The 17,888-nt window shown below is 67.8% G+C and carries 18 protein-coding genes and 4 pseudogenes; 10 read left to right on the forward strand and 12 right to left on the reverse strand.

The features are described 5' to 3' along the window. Nucleotides 1-138: 138 nt before the first annotated feature. Nucleotides 139-246: pseudogene (locus tag ACZ4EF_RS25805) on the reverse strand (aldehyde dehydrogenase); the annotation flags it as partial. A gap of 304 nt (nucleotides 247-550) precedes the next feature. Here ACZ4EF_RS25805 and ACZ4EF_RS25810 point away from each other — a divergent pair. The 7 genes and pseudogenes from ACZ4EF_RS25810 to ACZ4EF_RS25840 all read left to right on the forward strand — a co-directional run. Next, entirely contained in the window at nucleotides 551-832 is a 282-nt protein-coding gene (locus ACZ4EF_RS25810) for a hypothetical protein (RefSeq protein ID WP_467506507.1), read from the forward strand. 294 nt (nucleotides 833-1,126) lie between these two features. Then, the gene (locus tag ACZ4EF_RS25815) at nucleotides 1,127-1,306 is read left to right on the forward strand and encodes a hypothetical protein (protein WP_467506508.1); all 180 of its coding nucleotides are present in this window, start codon (nucleotides 1,127-1,129) and stop codon (nucleotides 1,304-1,306) included. Between the two features lie 242 nt (nucleotides 1,307-1,548). After that, the gene (locus ACZ4EF_RS25820; protein ID WP_401720314.1) at nucleotides 1,549-1,842 is read left to right on the forward strand and encodes a VOC family protein; all 294 of its coding nucleotides are present in this window, start codon (nucleotides 1,549-1,551) and stop codon (nucleotides 1,840-1,842) included. A 1,549-nt stretch (nucleotides 1,843-3,391) separates the two neighbouring features. After that, nucleotides 3,392-5,245 carry an SGNH/GDSL hydrolase family protein gene (locus ACZ4EF_RS25825; protein ID WP_467506509.1) on the forward strand — a complete coding sequence of 618 codons (1,854 nt, stop codon included), beginning with the start codon at nucleotides 3,392-3,394 and terminating at the stop codon, nucleotides 5,243-5,245. 33 nt (nucleotides 5,246-5,278) lie between these two features. After that, a pseudogene (locus ACZ4EF_RS25830) lies at nucleotides 5,279-5,535 on the forward strand (winged helix-turn-helix domain-containing protein); the annotation flags it as partial. Between the two features lie 109 nt (nucleotides 5,536-5,644). Further along, nucleotides 5,645-5,884 (forward strand): annotated as a pseudogene (locus tag ACZ4EF_RS25835) (transposase); the annotation flags it as partial. Nucleotides 5,885-6,030: 146 nt separating this feature from the next. After that, nucleotides 6,031-6,648 (forward strand): annotated as a pseudogene (locus tag ACZ4EF_RS25840) (IS701 family transposase); the annotation flags it as partial. Between the two features lie 172 nt (nucleotides 6,649-6,820). Here the strand turns inward: ACZ4EF_RS25840 and ACZ4EF_RS25845 are convergent. The 5 genes from ACZ4EF_RS25845 to ACZ4EF_RS25865 all read right to left on the reverse strand — a co-directional run bounded on the left by ACZ4EF_RS25845 (nucleotide 6,821) and on the right by ACZ4EF_RS25865 (nucleotide 9,635). Beyond that, a complete protein-coding gene (locus ACZ4EF_RS25845; RefSeq protein ID WP_401854512.1) occupies nucleotides 6,821-7,333 on the reverse strand; it encodes a DUF4760 domain-containing protein in 513 nt (170 codons plus the stop codon). A gap of 286 nt (nucleotides 7,334-7,619) precedes the next feature. Beyond that, nucleotides 7,620-7,892, reverse strand: coding sequence for a hypothetical protein (locus ACZ4EF_RS25850; protein WP_467506510.1), 273 nt, complete (start codon nucleotides 7,890-7,892; stop codon nucleotides 7,620-7,622). Between the two features lie 21 nt (nucleotides 7,893-7,913). Continuing rightward, nucleotides 7,914-8,090 (reverse strand): toxin glutamine deamidase domain-containing protein, encoded by a 177-nt coding sequence (locus ACZ4EF_RS25855; protein ID WP_467506511.1) that lies wholly within the window; start codon nucleotides 8,088-8,090, stop codon nucleotides 7,914-7,916. 8 nt (nucleotides 8,091-8,098) lie between these two features. Continuing rightward, complete coding sequence (locus tag ACZ4EF_RS25860; protein WP_467506512.1) at nucleotides 8,099-8,356, reverse strand: hypothetical protein; 258 nt, start codon at nucleotides 8,354-8,356, stop codon at nucleotides 8,099-8,101. 889 nt (nucleotides 8,357-9,245) lie between these two features. Further along, nucleotides 9,246-9,635: a MerR family transcriptional regulator gene (locus ACZ4EF_RS25865; protein ID WP_266608394.1), complete on the reverse strand. Its 390-nt coding sequence runs from the start codon at nucleotides 9,633-9,635 to the stop codon at nucleotides 9,246-9,248. A gap of 80 nt (nucleotides 9,636-9,715) precedes the next feature. Between ACZ4EF_RS25865 and ACZ4EF_RS25870 the strand changes: the two genes are divergently transcribed. Further along, nucleotides 9,716-10,906: an MFS transporter gene (locus tag ACZ4EF_RS25870; RefSeq protein WP_467506513.1), complete on the forward strand. Its 1,191-nt coding sequence runs from the start codon at nucleotides 9,716-9,718 to the stop codon at nucleotides 10,904-10,906. 249 nt (nucleotides 10,907-11,155) lie between these two features. Here the strand turns inward: ACZ4EF_RS25870 and ACZ4EF_RS25875 are convergent, their stop codons facing one another. The 4 genes from ACZ4EF_RS25875 to ACZ4EF_RS25890 all read right to left on the reverse strand — a co-directional run bounded on the left by ACZ4EF_RS25875 (nucleotide 11,156) and on the right by ACZ4EF_RS25890 (nucleotide 14,588). Continuing rightward, nucleotides 11,156-11,509, reverse strand: coding sequence for an STAS domain-containing protein (locus ACZ4EF_RS25875; protein ID WP_467506514.1), 354 nt, complete (start codon nucleotides 11,507-11,509; stop codon nucleotides 11,156-11,158). Next, nucleotides 11,506-12,810: a PP2C family protein-serine/threonine phosphatase gene (locus tag ACZ4EF_RS25880; RefSeq protein WP_467506515.1), complete on the reverse strand. Its 1,305-nt coding sequence runs from the start codon at nucleotides 12,808-12,810 to the stop codon at nucleotides 11,506-11,508. The genes ACZ4EF_RS25875 and ACZ4EF_RS25880 overlap by 4 nt, the downstream gene beginning before the upstream one ends. Then, complete coding sequence (locus ACZ4EF_RS25885; protein ID WP_467506516.1) at nucleotides 12,810-13,613, reverse strand: alpha/beta fold hydrolase; 804 nt, start codon at nucleotides 13,611-13,613, stop codon at nucleotides 12,810-12,812. The genes ACZ4EF_RS25880 and ACZ4EF_RS25885 overlap by 1 nt, the downstream gene beginning before the upstream one ends. A 282-nt stretch (nucleotides 13,614-13,895) precedes the next feature. After that, nucleotides 13,896-14,588, reverse strand: coding sequence for a PRC-barrel domain-containing protein (locus ACZ4EF_RS25890; protein ID WP_467506517.1), 693 nt, complete (start codon nucleotides 14,586-14,588; stop codon nucleotides 13,896-13,898). Between the two features lie 594 nt (nucleotides 14,589-15,182). Here ACZ4EF_RS25890 and ACZ4EF_RS25895 point away from each other — a divergent pair. Next, nucleotides 15,183-15,668 carry a hypothetical protein gene (locus tag ACZ4EF_RS25895; RefSeq protein WP_391162722.1) on the forward strand — a complete coding sequence of 162 codons (486 nt, stop codon included), beginning with the start codon at nucleotides 15,183-15,185 and terminating at the stop codon, nucleotides 15,666-15,668. Here the strand turns inward: ACZ4EF_RS25895 and ACZ4EF_RS25900 are convergent. Both ACZ4EF_RS25900 and ACZ4EF_RS25905 read right to left on the reverse strand, forming a co-directional pair. After that, the gene (locus ACZ4EF_RS25900) at nucleotides 15,559-16,041 is read right to left on the reverse strand and encodes a helix-turn-helix domain-containing protein (protein WP_467506518.1); all 483 of its coding nucleotides are present in this window, start codon (nucleotides 16,039-16,041) and stop codon (nucleotides 15,559-15,561) included. The genes ACZ4EF_RS25895 and ACZ4EF_RS25900 overlap by 110 nt on opposite strands. Nucleotides 16,042-16,066: 25 nt before the next feature. Further along, nucleotides 16,067-16,600 (reverse strand): universal stress protein, encoded by a 534-nt coding sequence (locus ACZ4EF_RS25905; protein WP_467506519.1) that lies wholly within the window; start codon nucleotides 16,598-16,600, stop codon nucleotides 16,067-16,069. Between the two features lie 337 nt (nucleotides 16,601-16,937). Between ACZ4EF_RS25905 and ACZ4EF_RS25910 the strand changes: the two genes are divergently transcribed. After that, entirely contained in the window at nucleotides 16,938-17,795 is an 858-nt protein-coding gene (locus ACZ4EF_RS25910) for a slipin family protein (RefSeq protein WP_391047955.1), read from the forward strand. Nucleotides 17,796-17,888: the final 93 nt, after the last annotated feature.

Below are 17,888 nucleotides of genomic sequence, written 5' to 3' on the forward strand. Positions count from 1 at the left end.
TCTGTTGATCTTTCCCCGGTCCCCCCCCCCCTCCGCCTATCCATCGCGCGAAACGGGGGGCGGGGTTTTTCCCGGGCCCCCTCCCCCCCCGCCCCCGCCCCCCCCCCACCCCCCCCCCGGCCGCGGCACTGCGCCGGGTCACGGCTTCAGGACGACCTTCGTCCATCCCCGGTCGCGGTCGTCGAAGTGCCGGTAGGCGTCGGCGTACAGGGGCAGCTCGTGCGAGACGATGAACGACGGCTCGGCGCCGGTAACCCCGTCCGGACAACCGGCTCACCGAAGCGGACACCCCCACTGCCATCCACGACTGCCTGGACGCGGCGGGCAACACGACCGGCGTCGACGCCCCCTCACGTGCCCCGACACCAGGACCACCTACGCCTTCAACCAGCTCACCCGCCTCAGCGCCGCATACTCCGGCACCGACAACGGCGAACGCACCCGCCTCGGCGCGACCACCTTCCACAACGGACCCGAAGGACTCGCCGCCTCCACCACCGCAGGAACCGACACCGGATACACCCGCGATCCCCAGGGCACACTCAACTCCATGAATACCGGGGGCACTTCGTACTACTACCCCACCGACATCGACGGCTCCGTCCTCGGCCTGGCCAACGCCGCCCGCACCCACAACCACAACCCCTACGGCCAGGACGCCTCTACCCCACCGGCCCGTACAGAACGGGCGCCCGCTACTACGACCCCACCCCCGGCCGCTTCACCCAAACCGACCCCTCCGGCCAGAAAACCAACCCCCTACCTCGCCCTCGCCGGTGACCCCATCAACCACACCGACCCCAACGGAAGATCATTCTTCGGCAAAGCCTAAAGTTCGGATATTTCGCCAGTTTGATGAAGAAAGTAATAACCGAAGACGACAGCGGAGCGTTCGCTGCTAAAGTCGGATTTTTGGTGGGAATCGGAACAGAAGCGATTTGCGATGCAGCCGCCGCTGCCGGAGCCGCGCCTACTCTGGGAGCGAGTATCGGCCTAGGCATCACGGGCTGCACCGTGCTGGCATCCGGCCTCGCTGCGGCGGCCACCGCTGGCACAGAAGCCGCTCAGTAATAAACCGTGGCGAGGGTGGGTGTCACGCGGCACCCACCCTCGTGAGGAGATACATATGGTCAAACCGCTTCTGACGATCGCGGGTTTCGCTACGGTCATTCTTATCGTTCTGGGTGTCAGCGCGGCGATAAACGGCAACGGGGCGCTGGCCGTCATCCCCCTCGTCTTCGGTATAGGCATGATCGGGGCTATAGCGTGGATCAGCCACCGCGCCTCCGCCGGTGGCAATAAATGAGTCCTCGCATCCCTGATCCCACACAGGCATTCGGTCAGCTCAGCCTCGTTTCAACGACGGAGCCCGGTGCCGGACAGGCGGTTGCCGTAGTGTTCCTCGCCTCGTTGGCAATCGTCGTCGGGTACTACATCATCATCCGACGTCGAAAATAGCCCGTACCGTGCGGGCCGCCACCAACACCCGGAACGCTCACGCTTCCCCGATTACCGGGCGTTCCGTCGCCCGGGCCACATGATGGGTGGATGCAGATCACTCCGCGCGCCTTCGCCCATATCCGCCTCACGGTCACCGGCGTCGACCGCTCCCGCGCCTTCTACGAGGACCTCTTCGGACTGCCCGTGGCCTTCGAGCTGCCCGCGGACGCGGACGACAAGACGCGCGAGGAACTGTCGTTCCTCTACGGCGGCGTCAGCTGCCGACTCGGTGACTCCCTGCTCGGGCTGCGCCCGGTCGCCTCGGACCGCTTCAGCGAGGACCGGGTGGGCCTGGACCACGCGGCAGCGAAACAGGCCCACAGAGCCCCGCCGCGCTGCTGACGCAACTGGGCGAGGCCGTCGTGGCCCAGGGCGCCGTGAACCTCAGTGAATGGGTCACCGAGCAACTGCCGACAACGCTGCGGCCCGCGTCCTGGGCTGCATCCTCCACCTCGCCGACGCCACCTACGACGCCCGCCGGTGGTGGCAGTACGCCGCCGGTGAGGACCGCGCAGCCTCCCACTGCCTGTACCTGTCACCTGCCACGCGGCGAACCCACAACCGCGTCATGGCTCGGCCAGTACAAGCCGCATCCCGGCCCGGCACCCCGAATCGAGCGGGCGGTATCCCGCACGGCGGGCAAACTGCTCGCCGCAGTCGGCGAAACCCGCCCCGGGACCCCGACCGCCTCTATGCCCTCCGCGCGCCGGCACCCAGGCGCCCACCTGGATTCCACACTGGAATCGGAGGGAATCGAGACCCGGGCGTTACCCGGTGGCGTGGACGGCCGGGGCTGCGAGACGGTACGCCGTCAGCTTCACAGCTGGTCGTCGCGCTCTGCTCGTTCGGCGGGCAGACTCGTGCGGCCACCGCCGCACGGTCGGGGCATCACACGTAGACGAGCTCTTACAACGGCTACCTAGGAGCGGATCGAGCCGCTGCTGCCGAGGAGGGAGCGGCGGTTCTGGTTTCCGGGACGTCGGCCGGTATCTGACCGGGAGGCGCTGTCACCCGGCTCCAGTCCCTGCCAACACGAAGGAGCACCGACGAAATGGCGTGTGCGGGGTGACGGAATGAGGCCGCGTTCTCAGAGTGGGGTTGCTGCGCCGAGGTGGGTCCTTCGCTTGGCCAGCGGCCGGGGGGAGTCGGCGGATAGCGTGTTCAGTCCGCGCGAGGGGTGAGGGGGGCGTGTGCTGGTGGGGAACGAACAGTTAGGTGTTGTGCTGGTCCACGGAATCGCAACGCGCAGCCGTCTCACTCAATCAAGTCCACACAGGTCAACGCCATGCGATCAACTTAGTTCGGTTAGACGGGTCATCCACGGTGACAGCGGGCCCGGGGAATTTCGAAGCGGGATCCGTCCGGGCCCGGGGCCTGTGACGGCGCAGAGGGCACCGGAGAGTCGGTGGGGCGGACGCACCTGCTGACAGGCAGGTGCTTGTCGGTGCGTATCGGAGTAGATGCCAAATGAGCGTCTGACAGGCAATAACGGCGAACAGGGCTCATAAGGACACATCGGCCGCTAACATCGCCTGATTCCGCTTGGCCCGGGTGATCCGCCCGGCGGTCCGCGGAGGTGAGCTGAGGGGTGGGACTTATGCCGGGGACACGACGTGCGCTGGTCGCAGCGGTGACAGGAATGCTATTAGCGGCGGGGCTCATGGCACCCGCGGCACGTGCCGAACTCCCGCAGGACATGCCGCAGCCGTCGGCTGCGGCATGGCAGCAGCCCGTTGAGAGTTCAGGGCTGCTCCATACGGACTTGCAGGGGAACTCCAGCGTCCAGGGATGCACGGGCAACGACAGCACAGGGCCGATGGTGCAGCGGTTCACTGCCGGTGGGTCTCCGCTTCCCGGCGCGCCCGCAGGAGCGCTGGCGTCTTGTGTCAGCATGGTGAGCGCCAGTGGTCTGACGGTAGGCATCCGCCCACGCCCGCTCGGCAACGGCACCGATCCTTCGGTCGTGGCGGCGTACCAGGGCGCGGCGTTGAAGTGGACCCGCCCCATCAGCGTGACGTGCGGCCAGTCTCCTGTCGCTATCGGATACGGACAGCTCGTCCCGGGCGCGGACGGCAACATCTACGGCGCCGGCACCGCGTACACCAACTGCGGCTGGCAGGCCGTGATCTTCGGCATATCCGCGACGACCGGGGCATTGCTGTTCGCCAACCGGTCCGCGGACGCTTCCGGCATCGTCGGGGCCTACCGGCGGGGCCTGGTAGTGGAGAACTACGCCGGAGACGGCGTGCGGTACGTCGACTACCACGGCAACGACATCGGCCGCGTTCGCGTGGTGTCCGCCGCTGCCGAGATGCCGCAGCGGCTCGCTGTGAACCCCGACGGCTACGTGTTCGCGTACCTCACCAACCGCAGCGGCCCCACCTCCAAACCCGACTGCTGGCGGTACGACCCGGTTAACCGCCTCGATGTGTTCAACATCAGTGGCCGCACCGGCCGTTACACCCTGCCATACTGCGCCGACCCACTCATCAACGCTTGGACCGCTGCCTCGTGGGGGGTGCCGGTCCTGCTGACTGTCACTCAGGCTGGAAGCAGCACCGACCGCCTGATCGCTGTCGATCCCAGGGGCCATCTGCTGTTCACCCGTACCGTCCCCGAAAGAGACGACGCCCGCGACCGCGCCTACGCACCGGTCGCCGTCCAAGCCGACAGCCGCGGCCACATCGTGCTGCTGCGCAATGTCGCCTATAACGCGTACACCTCCACCAGCTTTCAGGTAGACACCTACAGCCACACCACCGGCGCGCCGGTGGACTCCTTCGACACCTCCGCGCTCGACTCCGGCGCAGGCGGAAACAGCAGCCAGTACGCCCTAGCCGAAGGCCGTCTCTACGTCGAACAAGTCCAGTGCACCGCCCCGGACGGGCTATGTGGCACTTGGCAGACCGTGCTGGTGTCCATGCCGCGCCCGGGGCTGGGGATGGACGAACCTCGCGCCACGCTCCTGAAATCCAGTGCGGCGCTTCCGGCGCCGGTCTCGACTGTCGCGCTGGGCGACTCCTACTCCTCTGGCGAGGGCAATCCGCCGTTCGACGCCGCTTCCCACGCCTGCGATCGTAGCCCGCAGGCGTGGCCCCGGCTGCTGGCGGTAGACGACGCGGCCGTGCATCTCGCGGCGCACCTGGCGTGTTCAGGGGCGGAAATCTCGGCGCTCAGCTCGACGTTCAAGGGGGAACCCGCACAGGTGACGACCCGTCTGCGTTCCCTTCGGCCCGCACCGAGCCTGGTCACGCTCACTATCGGTGGAAACGATGTCGGCTTCTCCGGCATCCTGACCCACTGCTTCCTCAGCGACTGCGTCCTGGATCGCACCGTCGCCCACGCGAGGAGCTACATCAGCCAGACGCTCCCGGGGAAGCTGCTGAGCGCCTATCAGCTGGTCAAAACGACAGCTCCGCATGCCCGGGTAGTCGTGGTCGGCTATCCGCGGTTGTTCCCCGCGCAGCAGTCGGCCACCAGGCGGTGCGGCTGGCTCACACCTTCTGAGCGCTCCAATCTCAACGACCTGGCCGCGCAGATGGATGCCGCCACCCGGGCCGCGGCCGCCCGCGCTCACGTTACCTACGTCTCGGTCCTGAACAGCTTCGACGGTCACGAACTGTGCAGCGCCTCACCATGGGTCTACGACGTCGGCCGGAACGGCGGCGACAACCGCGGCCACCCCCTGCCCGCCGGACAACGCGCCATCGAATCCGCAGTACGGCGGGTGATCGACGCCGTCTGACCACCGCCAGGCCACACCGCCGGTGAGTGTCGCGAGGCTGGAGTGGCCTTGAAGGGTTCGCCCGGCCGTCCTCGCCTCAGTGACGCGCAGATCGCCCGGCTGGAGCAAGAGTTGCAGCGCGGTCCGCTAGTCCACGGATGGGCGGACCAGCGGTGGACGCCGACGCGGGTGAAGACGCTGATCGGGCCGCTGTGCCACGTCTCCTACACCGTTGAAGGCACCTGGTGGTTACTGAGACGGCACAGCTGGTCCTGGCGCAGCCAGCCCGGTGGGTGTTCGAGCGGAACGATGCGCCGAACGTCGGAGACGCCGACCTTGGCCTCATTACGCGTCTCGTAGTCCTCGGCCGCCGCCAGCCCGTAGGCCACGCCGGGCTCCGGCGCTGCGGGAAGCTTCGTGCGTCACCGCTGCGGCGCTCGTGCTGTCGGTCGCCGTGGCACTCGGCACGGCACCGGACTGGGCACCTACCGCTGGGTCGTCGAGCGAACCTTCGCCTGGCTCCACGGTTTCAAACGACTCCGCATCCCCTGGGAACGACGAGCTGACATCCACGAGGCCATCCTCAAACTCGCCTGCTGCTTGATCACCCTGCGACAGGTCAACTCATTGTGTTGGCCGTTGTTAGTACTCCAGTCGTAGATCGTGACCTTGCTGGTCGGGGCTGGTGCGGAGATGGCTGCGGCCCCCGTTGATCATCGTGAGTTGTGTGGACAAACGAAAATCAGGCGGTGGCCGCGGGGCACAGCGGAGTGCCTGCCCGGTGGCGGGCGATGTTCGACCAGCTGATGAGTCGCGTGACGGGCCGGTTCGCTCGGGTCGAACCCCGACGTCGCGCAACCGCGTTGGTGCTCGGCCTACTCTCGGACCTGCCGAGGAAGAACTGCTGGACGCTGGCCGAGCACGCCGGCGACGCAGCCCCAGACGGCATGCAGCACCTGCTCCACCGTGCGAAATGGGACGCCGACGCAGCCCCTGACGACGTGCGCGCCTACGTGATCGAGCACCTCGCCGACGACCAGGCGGTGCTCGTGGTCGACGAGACGGGCGACCTGAAGAAGGGCACGGCGACCGTCGGCGTCCAGCGCCTGTACACCGGCACGGCCGGCCACATCGAGAACGTCCAGGTCACCGTCTATCTCGCTTACTACGCCGCCCGCGGACACGCCGCCATCGACCGAGCCCTGTACGTGCCACGCTCGTGGACTGAGAACCCGGATCGCTGCCGGAGCGCGGGCATCCCTGACGATCTGGCCTTCGCCTCCAAGCCCCAACTCGCTGCCCCCATGGTTGAGCGGGCCCTGGACGCGGGAGCTTCCGCTCGCTGGGTCGCGGGCGACGAAGTCTACGGCGATAACCCGCACCTGCGGACAGTCCTTGAACACCGTCGGACCGGCTACGTCCTCCTGCCGACCCCTTCGCTCACCCACGCCGTGCTGTCCGCGCTCACCCGACTCGATCCTGGCACGGGCGTCGACCAACTGGCGTTCGCTGCCCGGCTCGCGGCCGCCGATCCGGAGGCCGCCCCAGTTCCGTGACGGATGCTGTGCTGGGTGGGGCGGGCGATGACGCTGGGTGTCACCGGCTCCGAGGTGGGCGTGAACGCAGGCCCAAGGCGGCGTAGACCAGGGTGTTCGGTGTAGCAGCGGTGCGGGCTGCGAGGTCCTCGAAGTAGATCCAGAAGTGGTTGTCGTGGACGCGTCTCTGTTGGTAGACGTATGGAGCCAGGGCGTCCCACATGCGGACGATTCCCGTACCGAAGGAGCCGACAACCAGTTCCTGATCGATTATGCCGTGGGCGACGAGCCTGCCGAGGTCGTCGAAGAACATCCCTATCTTCAATGCATGGGGGCGAGCTTCGTCGGGAAGTTCGGTAACGCCGCAGTCGACGGAGTGCCGGGCTAGATCGTTCAAGACATACTTCTCATCTTCGAGGTAGGTCGACTCCGGGCCGTGGACTAACTTGAAGGCTTCGAGGATCACCGGCAGGTGGTTCCCTCCGTTGCTGAGGCGGTTCTGCCGCAGGGCCAGCAGCAATGCCAGAGAGGCGATCACTATGGTGGCGAGGTTCAGGACTATGGTCACGTCCACGGACTCTATGAAAAAGTGGCCTCGGGGCCCAGGGTCAGGGTCGCTTCGTGCCAGGGTGACCGTGGTGCCCTTGAGAACGATCAGTCGCGTTCGGCTTCGCGGGAGGCCGGTTGCCCGCTGCGGCGGGAGGACCGGCGGGTGATGCACGGGACAAGTCTCAGCCATCAACTTGTGGGCAACCGCCGCCGGCGCGAGCGCCTCGACAGCCGCAGCCGTGGCGCAGTACCGCTACGACTCCGTCGGGCGGCAGGGCCGTCCGGTCAAGCAAGGCGAACTCCTCGCCGTATCATTCGCTGTCCTGAGCCTCTGGGCGTGCCAGTACTTCCTGGATGGTCATGTATCGGCACACTCCAGTAGAGAGATCTACCAGGACCGGTAGATTTCCCATCAGCCGCTCGCTTTTCCGGCCTTCGTCCGAAAAGGCTCGAGAGTTGTAGGGAATGACTGCGTGCCCGTCTTCGACGTAGGCGTGCTCCGGCTCAAGCCTCATCGTCTCCGGGTCCCGGCCTGCACCGCCCTGCACCAACAAAGTAGAGGCCGCGCCCAGCACTTCAGTCATTGACAGCTCGTCAGTTCATCCTCATGAGTTAGCACTCCCCCAGCCTACCGGCTGGACCGTTCCTAACTGGTAGTCGAGGAAGACGATATTACCGTCCACGTTGACCACATTGAAGACATGACCAATTCTGGATCCCGTGCCTCTGGTAACCGCAACGAGAACGCGACCACCTGGGCCCCAGAGGAGTACGTCCTCCATGACGCCACTCAAGCGCGCCCCCTCAAATCCAAGAGGCCGACGGTCATCAGCAGGGCCGATCCTCTCCTACCGCCCTTGGTCCCGCCAAGAACAGTCACGGCGATCTGCTGAACCAGTTGGTCTGCGGCGGCGTACTCGTCGGCGAGTTGGTCACAGCTTTGCTGACAGAGCATTTGGGGCAGCGCGGTAGAGGCCAGGTCATATTCGCCCTGATCCACAGCGGAGAAGTCCACAATCTCGCCGCGGAGTTCGCCAGGCTCAGCCACAGCCGATCGCCTGGGACGCTCACTTCTACGGCACTCCAGGAGACCCGAACTCCGGCGAGGCCACTGCGTCATCGAGCAGACCCGCTGAGGCGCAAAGCGCCGTTTACGAACCGATACGGCCGGTACCAAGAATATCGGGCCTGCCCGCGGTTGGCCGCGCTGCTTCCACACCTTCGCTTCGGCAGCACAGCACGACCACCTCGGCCTTGGCTGGAGGCGTTGTTCCGACGCGGCATCCCCAGCGTGTGGCGTGATGCCGGTGGCACCAGCCCATCAGGATCATGGCATGCAACGATTAGCCGGTGCGGCGGCGCCGCGGGGGCCTGGTTGGTGCGGCCATCGCCCAACTCACCAAAGCCAACTCTCGCAGATGTGTTGGCAACACTCGCGCCGAGGACTCTGCCGTAGCACAGGTACAAAGCCCCTTCGTAGCCGACGCGCTGGTCTGCGCCTACTGGGCGGTATGGCATATCAGCCCATACGACCACCCCGGCCCCCACGGACGGACGGCGTTCTCCACAATCAGAATGGGGTCGCTGGGCCGGCATGGAGCATGGGCCCGCAGCCGAGACAGACGCCCGCAGGGACCCCGACGACCCGGCGGCTCCTGGACAGTTCGCACGGCCTCGGCTGTTCGACGGTGACCGCGATACCGCACGGCCATTTCTGCCTCGCACCTGTCCGCCGGTGCGCTTCCACGGGCAGGACCGCGGTGGCAATCCGGGTGCCGCGAGGACAAGTAGAGGTGCGGGCACTGCTCGGCATCTGGCGGGAGTCCATCACCAAGATCCGGGCCATATGCGGGCCAACTCCGTAACCCTTTCGACAGGCCGGGCACCACCTTGGGGACCTCAGCGCCGTCGGGGTACGGCGGTGAGAGTCGATTCGTTCACACGTCGAGTGAAGCAAGTGCCCTGCGAGTGACGTCGGCTGGGGCCGCAGCGATGACGTTGTTGAGCGCGTCCATGGAAGCCTGAAGGTCGCTGATGGCCTGAGCGATGCGGTCGCGTTCCTGGTGGAGGTCGGCGAGCAGGTCCGAGCAGGTGGGGACGAGACGGTCGCCGGTATCCCGCAGGCACGGCAGGACCGCGGTGATGGTGGAGGTGCCCAAGCCGGCGGCGAGCAGGCTGCGGATGCGGCGGACCACGGCGACGTCCTCCTCGACGTATTCCCGGTAACCGCTGGGACGACGCTGCGGATGGAGCAGACCCTGCTCCTCGTAGTAGCGCAACAGGTACACGGCCACATCGGTCCGCCGGGACAACTCACCGATACGCACAGGGACCTCCTGACAGTCGCGCGGACATTGCCCGTTCGGGCTTGACTCTCATACCCATGTGAGACTTTAGCGTCTGCGGCATGAAGGTGAACAAGGGTTTCGCGACGCTCGCCGCACTGTGCGTAAGCGTCTTCGTCGTGGGTACCTCGGAGTACCTGATCGCCGGGTTGCTGCCCCAGGTCGGCGAGGATCTGGACGTCTCCGTGGGAACCGCCGGACAGGCAGTGACCGCATACGCGCTCGGAGTCGTGGTCGGAGGGCCGCTCATGGCCCTGCTGACCTCGCGTCTGCCGCGCAAGGGCCTCGCCATCGGGCTGATGCTGCTGTTCGCGGCGGGCAGTGCGACGAGCGCCGTGGCGCCGTCGTTCGGCCTGCTCCTGGTGGGCCGCGTGGTGTCCTCGCTGAGTCACGCCGCTTTCCTGGCGCTGGCGCTGGTGACGGCGGTTCGGGTGGTCCCGGCCGAGAAGACGGGCTCGGCCATCGCCACCGTGGCCTCCGGCTTCACCGTGGCCACGCTCCTCGGAGTGCCCCTGGGGGCACTGCTCGGGCAAAGCGCCGGATGGCGGGCTCCATTCGCCGCGCTGACCGTTCTGTCCCTGGTGGGCACCGTGCTCCTGGCCGCCGTACTGCCCCGTCAGGAAGCCCCGTCCACGCGGTTGCGTGACGAGATGCGCGTGGTGACCCGTCGGCCGGTCATGCTCGCCATCGCCACCACCGCGGTGGGCTTTTCCGGGGTCGCCACACTGTTCACCTACATCGCGCCGCTGCTGACCCGGGTCTCCGGCTTCTCCGCCGACGCGGTCTCCGGTCTGCTGCTCGCCTACGGCGCGGGTAGTTTTCTCGGCAACCTCACCGCCGGAAAGCTGACCGACAAGTCGATGAGCGCCACCGTACGCGGGGTCTTCGGCGGCCTCGCGGCGACGCTCTCGCTCATCCCGTTCGCCGTGGTGTGGCAGCCCACCGCCGTGGCGGCAGTCCTGGTGCTCGGTCTGTTCGCCACCGCGACCATCGCCCCGCTGCAGGGACTGATCCTGCACCACGCGGGCGCCGCGCCGAGCCTGGCGGTCTCCGTCAACGTGGGCGCCTTCAACCTCGGTGCGGCAGCCGGCTCGGTCATCGGCGGCGCGATCGTCGCCGCCGGTGCTCTGCGGTGGACCGGCCTGGCGGGCGCGGTCCTGAGCCTGATCGGACTGGCCCTGACCTATCTCGTCCTGCCGCGGACACGGACATCGGCGAAGGACGCCGGACACGAAGCCTCGATCAACGCCTGATTCCCCGTCCCAGCTGCGGTACCCGGGCCGAGCGGGTCTCCCTGCCCGCCCGGCCGCTGGCGGCCGCACCCACCAGACAACGTTCTGATCACCGGCGCGGCCAGTGCCGTGGGCGGCATCGCCGTCCAACTCCCCCGCCTACGCCGCACCGATCGGCGAATGGCTCTTTGGCAGCGCCTCTGCCTGGGAGGCGGCATAGCGCGGCCACCCCAACACTGACCCCCTTGGCTGACGCTGTCCGGAGCAGGATCAACTGGCGGCGGAGTGGCGGGCGGTGGCCGTCGTGGCGTCCGGGTGGATGGTGAAAACCTGGTCCAGGCCGATGATGCCCAGGATGCGGGCGGTGTTCGCGGGAACCGCGGCGAGGGTCATGTCGCCGCCGTGTTCGATAGCCAGACTCCGAACCGACAGCAGAGCGCTGATCCCGCTGGAGTCGCAGAAGTCCAGGCCGGCCAGGTCCAGGACCAGCAGTTGCCCCGCGGCGACCGCCAGGCCGTCTACGGCCCTGCGCAGTTCGGGTGCCGTCGCGTAGTCGAGGTCACCGGTGATCTCCAGGACGGGACCGGTGGCGGTGGCTCGGGCGGTGATCGTCAAGGGGTTCATGTCAGCTCGTCACTCGCGGTGGTGGGAAGCGGGGCGGGCATGCCGAGGGCGAGCAGGGCGGTGTCGTCGTCGAGCCCGTCGCCGAAGGTGGCGAGCAGCCCGCTCAGGGCGGTGATGAGAGCCTGCGGGCCCGTCGGCGGCTGGGCGGCGATGAAAGCACACAGAGCGTCCTCGCCGTACAGCTCACGGTCCGGCCCGGTGCGGGCCTCGGTCAGGCCGTCGGTGTACAGGAGCAGGGTGTCGCCGGGCAGCAGATCGGCGCGGGCGGCCGTGAACGGGGCCTGCGGCAGGACGCCGACGAGCAGGCCGCCCGGAGTGGGAACGTAATCGGTGCTGCCGTCCGCGCGCTGGATCACCGCGGAGGGGTGTCCGCCGGAAGCCAGGTGCACGCCGACGTGGCCCTCATCGGTTTCCAGGACTCCGAAGACGGCGGTGCAGTAGCGGCCCTCGCCGCTGGCGTACCGCTCGTGCAGCACCGTGTTCAGGGTGGTGAGCACGGTGACCGGGTCGGCATCGTGCAGAGCGGCGGCGCGCAGGGTGTAGCGGGCCAGTGAGGTGACCGCGGCGGCTTGGGGCCCCTTGCCGCACACGTCCCCGAGGAAGAACGCCCACCGGCCGCAGTCCAGGGGGAACAGGTCGTAGAAGTCTCCGCCCAGCAGATCCGGGGATGCCGTGTGGTAGTAGGAACCGGCCTCCAGGCCCGGGATCGCGGGCAGTTGCGAGGGCAGCAGGCTCTGCTGGAGAACGGCGAGCGCCTCCTGGAGCCGGACGCGATCAGCCTCCGCGCGCCGGCGCGCCGCTTCGGCCTGCCGGTGGGCTTCCTCAGCCGCCTCGCGGCCGCGCAGCAACTCCGCCTCATAGGCGCGGCGGTCGCGGGCGTCGAAAACGGTGGTGCGGATCAGCAGGGGCTCGCCGTCCTCGCTGGTCTTCACCTTCGAGGTGACCAGCACCGGCATCCGCGCCTTTCCGGCGGCCCTGATGTCCAGGGCGATGCCGCTGACCTCGCCCTTCATCTGCAACAGCGGCGCGAAGTGCGTCTCGTGATAGAGCTTGCCCCCCACAGTGAGCAGATCGGTGAACCGCATCCGCCCCACCACCTGCGCACGCTCCATGCCCAGCCAGTCCAGCAGGGTGGTGTTGATCCTCGCGATGGTGCCGTCCATCAGCGTCGACAGATATCCGCACGGGGCCTGCTCGTACAGCTCCTCCGCACTGTCCTCCAGCAATGAGGTGAACACCGCGTCCGTGGTGTCCACGTCCTGCTCCTCGCCCGGCTCGGGCGCCTGGTCGGTCCTGCACATCACCGGCTTGTCCCGACGAACTCGATGATCGCGCCCGCGGTGGCCTGCGGCGCGCTCAGCTGCGGGCAGTGACCCGTCGCCTCCAGCGTGACCAGGCGGCTGCCGGGGATCGCCGCGTGGACGTAGGCGCCGACCTCCCGGGGCGCGATCACGTCCTGCCTGCATTCAAGGACCAGCGTCGGCGCCGTGACCGTTTTCAGGTCCTCGCGGCTGTCGGACAGGAACGTCGTGCGGGCGAAGACGCGAGCCATGTCCGGGTCGGTCGCGCAGAACGAGGCGGTCAGCTCCTGGCCGAGTTCCGGGCGGTCCGCGTTGCCCATGATGACCGGGGCCATCGCCGCCGACCAGCCCAGATAGTTCGACTCCAGCGACTCCAGCAGCTCGTCGATGTCCTCGGCGCTGAACCCGCCCCGGTAACCGTCGCCGTCGATGTAGCAGGGCGACGGCGCGACCATCACCAGCCGGGACACACGCCGCGGGGCCTTCGCCGCGGCGAGCACCCCGACCATCGCGCTGACCGAGTGCCCCACGAACGTCACGTCCCGCAGGTCCAGCTCCTCGCAGACCTCCAGTACGTCCCGCGCGTAGCCCTCCAGGGAGCTGTAACGCCGCTCGTCCCAGGCCGACGGGTCTGCCCGGCCGGAACCCACGTAGTCGAAGAGCACCACCCGGTAGCTCTCAGCCAATACGGGAACCACCGTGCGCCACATGTTCTGGTCACAGCCGAACCCGTGCGCCAGCAGGAGCACCGGCCCGTCTGCACAGCCGGTGACGGTGACGTTGTTCCTGTGACGGATATCCATACCCGCCAGTTTCCCATCCCCCCGCCCCACCCCGGGCAGCGACCCGAGGCCGTGGCGGACTGCGGGCCGCGGCTTCCATCACCGCCGTCCGGCGGAGCGCCGTGCGAAGGGGGGCTCCGATCCCGTTCCGCCCGGATCGGCCGCCCTGCTGTTCCCTGGCCGTCAGGGGCGAGAGCAGCCATTGGCCCGCGTGAACGCCTGAGGGCACCGCAGGAGCCGAGACGTCGACACAGGGTCGCGGCTCGTGCCGTGCCGGTCAGCGGAGGCTTGCCCCCCTGCGGCTCAGACAGGGTCTCCGTCGGCGACGGTCGGTGTGGGGTCATGGGCGAGGTCGACCGGCGGCAGGTCGCGTACCTCGTCCTTGGTCAAGCTGAGCCGGACGTCGCCGGTGACGCTGACGACCGCGTCGATGGGGATCGCGACGCGTCGCTTTCCCCACAAGTGGCCCTCGTCCAGCAGCACATGGCTGACGTGGTAATCACCGGTGTCCACGGCCAGGCCCTGGACCCGGCCGATCTCACCGTCGGTCGCGTGCACGGCGTCACCCCGGCGGATCTCCACCTCGCCGGTGGGAATACGGTCCCGCGTGATGAGGCGCGGCCCAGGAACCGGGAGAACGGGCCTCATGGCGACCGCGCCTGTCCCCATACCGAGTCCGTAGTAGGGGAGAGCGAAAATCTCGCCGCCCGCATAGCCCCACTCATTGTCCGGTGCGGGCACAAAATGCTTCTCGTCGGCGCTCGACAGAGCCTCGAACTCGGCCGTGGTGCAGTGCAGTGCGATCCGTGCGGCGGACTGGTCGATCAGACCGACAGGTACGAGGCGGCCGGCCGCGTGGTGGTACTTGGGCTCGATCACCAGGTGAGTGAGGGTTCTGGCGACCGGGTCGACGACCACCCGGCGCAGGACCCCGAAGGCGCCGTCCTCGTCGGAGACTTCTGCGCCGATGGTGAAGGGCCTCGTCGTGAGTGTCATGGCTTTTCCTCGTTCCGCATCGTGTGCGGACGCCCAGTGAGATCAGTGCGGGCGCCGGGGCGGTCGGTTGCGTACGTCGTACGTCCGGCCCCGCTGCGCAGTCTGTCCCGCGCTCCCGCGGTCCGCGCAGATGCCGAACGGCCCTTCCGGGGGCCGAAGGGTCCTGCTCGGCAGTTCCCGTCGATCCACCGTCGCGGATGGATGCGTCCGATGGGATTATCACCTCGGGCCATGGTCGACGTGGTCGAACGCCGCTACAGTTGCCGTGACGTCCGTGACCCCGGCGGCATACCGCACAGTCGATACGGACGTACCTGAGGCGAGTGAGACGATGATCCATCGCCCGACCATCCGAGTGCTTCCGAGCGAGCCTCCGGACCGGCCCTGTCGCCTCCGGACTGCGCTGTTGGCGTGGTTGCCTCCACTCGCGTAACCGGGCCACATGCCTCGCCACAGGCTCCGCACCAGTGCCCGGGCACCGCGTGACCGGAGCGCGGCACCGCGCGGCATTCCTTCCGCAGGTTCGCTCAACTCGTGCTCAATTCAGCGCCCGCGCCCGGTGACCGGGACCCGCGCTTCGAAAAGAGGTCCGCAGTGACTCTGCGCAGAACGAGGCCGGCCGCCGCTTCCACCCGGAACCGCGAAACCGAGCGACTCCTCGCCCGCCGACGCTCGATCATCATCTGGTGCGACCGCCACCTGATCGCCATCCACGCCCTGTCAGCCCTGATGACGGACGATCCAGTCGTGGTCGAAGCCGCCATGGCCGAAGTGCTCGCCGCACCGGACTCCGTCATCACAACGCATCGGACGCGCTCTTCACCTGTCCCACCTCACGTCCCCCACATAAGGGACCGGTGCCCCGAGACGGCGTCAGTCGCGCTCGACCGGGTGGAGCTGGCGCTGATGCTGATCGGTGACCAGAGCTGCGCCGACGCCTCGCAGCGGCTCGGAGTCTCCGAACGCTCCGTCAGCGTCCGCCTGAACGCGGGGTTGTCGGCCCTGTTCGCCCCGTGCGACGGCGATTCGGTCCGCTCCGTACTCCATGGTCTCCCGACCGTCCCCGTCCGCCGCGATTGACCCTGTCCGGCGTTGAGGTCGCAAGCGGACGAACCGGTCCCCCGACGGCGCGTCTCACCGCGGTTTTCCTGACGGCCCCGCCGCGGCGGGATTCTGCCGCACGGCGATCCTGCGACCGGTGACCCGCCTCGGCACGATGGTGATCCGCCTCGAATGCGGTATCCGTGCCCGCCGCCTGTGCGGGCAGCGCGTCCGGTGCGGTTCTGAACGACACATTGCCCTGCGCAACCAGCTCCGCGACCGTCGTCTCCAGCGCGTTCGCCAACCGCGGCAGGAACGTGACGCCGGGCACAGCGGCCTCCTTCTCCACAGACTGGAGGTAGCCACCCGCGGAACCAGCCCGTCCTGCGACCTCCTCGCGACTCAGCCCCAACTGCTCGCGCCGCGGTCGCAGGAGGTCAGCCGGCCAAGGCCGTCGCCACGGGGGCCACGGGCGGGAGTTCGCTGTGCCGGGCTGTGGCGCGGAGCTCCGGAACCGTAACGACGGGGCAATGGGATTCCCTGACGCACGCGCGGGTCACCGGACCGAGTTCGGTCGGCGAGCCGTCCCTGTACAGGCTCTGCCCGAGCGTCAGAAGCAGAGCGTCGTCGCTGTAGCGCAGGAGTACCGCGACCGGCGGCCCCTCGGCCAGCACCGCCCGCACGTCAGCGCCCGGATGGGCCATCCGGACTGCGGCCACCGCGACTTGGACCAGCCTCTGCCCGGACTCCCGGTCCTCGGCCGGTGTACGGCGCTCCGCCACGGTGGCATACGGCGCACGCCGACGTACCGACGGCTCCCAGGCGTGCACCGTCACCAGGGGCACCTTGCGTGCCTCCGCTTCCGCCACGGCCCATCGCAAGGCAGCAAGGGACGCACGGGAACCGTTCACCCCGACGACGATCGGCCGCGCTCCGGAAAATTCCCTCAGGTTGGTCTCTTGGATTCTCATAACTCCACGATGGTGCGGCACCGGTACGGCGGCCAAGGGCCGACCGGCTCTCCGAAATGGATTTGCGGCCAGTCCTCAGGAGAATCCGGTGGACGCAGGGGGCCGCTGAGCCGGAGAGGAGGGACCACCCGGCCCTACCGACGACGATCTGGCGCGGCGACGATGCGGATATGAACTACAGGACTGCGCAGACGAGTTGGACGAACGGGAGCGTCTGAGGGCTGCTGATATGACCTCCACCGGTCACATCCTCTCCGCCCTTCACGCACCGCCCGCGGTCCTGCCGGTCGATATGTCCTGGACCAGGAATCCGCCATCCTTTCTGAGGAGCAACGCAATGGCACTTCTGATTTTCCTTCTCGTCATCGTGGTCATCCTGGCCATCGTGGCCATCGCCATGGCGGTCAAGGTGATCAAGCAGTACGAGCAGGGAGTTCTGTTCCGGTTCGGGCGGCTGGTCGGTGCTCGTCCGCCGGGGCTGCGGTTCATCGTTCCGTTCGTCGACGTCCTGCACCGGGTGTCGCTGCGGACGGTCACCATGCCCATCCAGTCCCAGGGCATCATCACCCGGGACAATGTGAGCGTCGATGTGTCGGCCGTCGCCTATTTCCGAGTGGCGGACGCCGTGAAATCGGTGATCGCGATAGAGAACGTGAACACGGCGATCAATCAGATAGCGCAGACGACCCTGCGCAAGGTCGTCGGCCAGAACACCCTCGACCAGACGCTGTCGGAAACTGACCGGATCAATCTGGACATCCGCGAGATCCTCGACGTGACGACCACCGAATGGGGCGTCGAGGTCACCCTGGTCGAACTCAAGGACATCCAACTGCCCGACAGCATGAAGCGCGCGATGGCCCGCCAGGCGGAAGCCGAGCGGGAGAAGCGAGCGAAGATCATCAACGCCGAAGGCGAATCGATGGCCGCCGCCGCGCTCGGCGACGCCTCGGACATCATGATGGACCACCCGCTGGCGCTCCAGCTCCGCAACTTGCAGAGCCTGGTCGAGATAGGCGTCGACAAGAACACGACCGTGGTCTTCCCCGCCCCCCTCATGAGCACCATCGGCGAGCTCGGATCCTTCCTCGCCCGTGAGAAGGCAGCCGCCGCGGCCCCCGTACCGCCGACCGGCATGGTGAAGACCGTCCCCGTCCCCGTACTGAACGGCTCCAACGCCAACGCATCGGTGTGATCGACCGGTAGCGGCAGCCCGACGTGGACCGCCGGACTGCCGCTGCCGAGCCCCCAGCGTGGGCCGTCGTGAACAGAGGCGAGGAGGAACTCA

Source organism: Streptomyces sp. NPDC025721 (genome assembly GCF_055558595.1).

Coding starts and splice junctions, on each gene's coding strand:
- ACZ4EF_RS25875 (WP_467506514.1), bottom strand. CDS start 11,509: ATGAACCCCTTGACGATCACCGCCCGAGCCACCGCCACCGGTCCCGTC.
- ACZ4EF_RS25815 (WP_467506508.1), top strand. CDS start 1,127: ATGGTCAAACCGCTTCTGACGATCGCGGGTTTCGCTACGGTCATTCTT.
- ACZ4EF_RS25850 (WP_467506510.1), bottom strand. CDS start 7,892: ATGACTGAAGTGCTGGGCGCGGCCTCTACTTTGTTGGTGCAGGGCGGT.
- ACZ4EF_RS25820 (WP_401720314.1), top strand. CDS start 1,549: ATGCAGATCACTCCGCGCGCCTTCGCCCATATCCGCCTCACGGTCACC.
- ACZ4EF_RS25810 (WP_467506507.1), top strand. CDS start 551: ATGAATACCGGGGGCACTTCGTACTACTACCCCACCGACATCGACGGC.
- ACZ4EF_RS25910 (WP_391047955.1), top strand. CDS start 16,938: ATGGCACTTCTGATTTTCCTTCTCGTCATCGTGGTCATCCTGGCCATC.
- ACZ4EF_RS25825 (WP_467506509.1), top strand. CDS start 3,392: ATGGTGAGCGCCAGTGGTCTGACGGTAGGCATCCGCCCACGCCCGCTC.
- ACZ4EF_RS25855 (WP_467506511.1), bottom strand. CDS start 8,090: ATGGAGGACGTACTCCTCTGGGGCCCAGGTGGTCGCGTTCTCGTTGCG.
- ACZ4EF_RS25905 (WP_467506519.1), bottom strand. CDS start 16,600: ATGAGAATCCAAGAGACCAACCTGAGGGAATTTTCCGGAGCGCGGCCG.
- ACZ4EF_RS25870 (WP_467506513.1), top strand. CDS start 9,716: ATGAAGGTGAACAAGGGTTTCGCGACGCTCGCCGCACTGTGCGTAAGC.
- ACZ4EF_RS25885 (WP_467506516.1), bottom strand. CDS start 13,613: ATGGATATCCGTCACAGGAACAACGTCACCGTCACCGGCTGTGCAGAC.
- ACZ4EF_RS25890 (WP_467506517.1), bottom strand. CDS start 14,588: ATGACACTCACGACGAGGCCCTTCACCATCGGCGCAGAAGTCTCCGAC.
- ACZ4EF_RS25880 (WP_467506515.1), bottom strand. CDS start 12,810: ATGTGCAGGACCGACCAGGCGCCCGAGCCGGGCGAGGAGCAGGACGTG.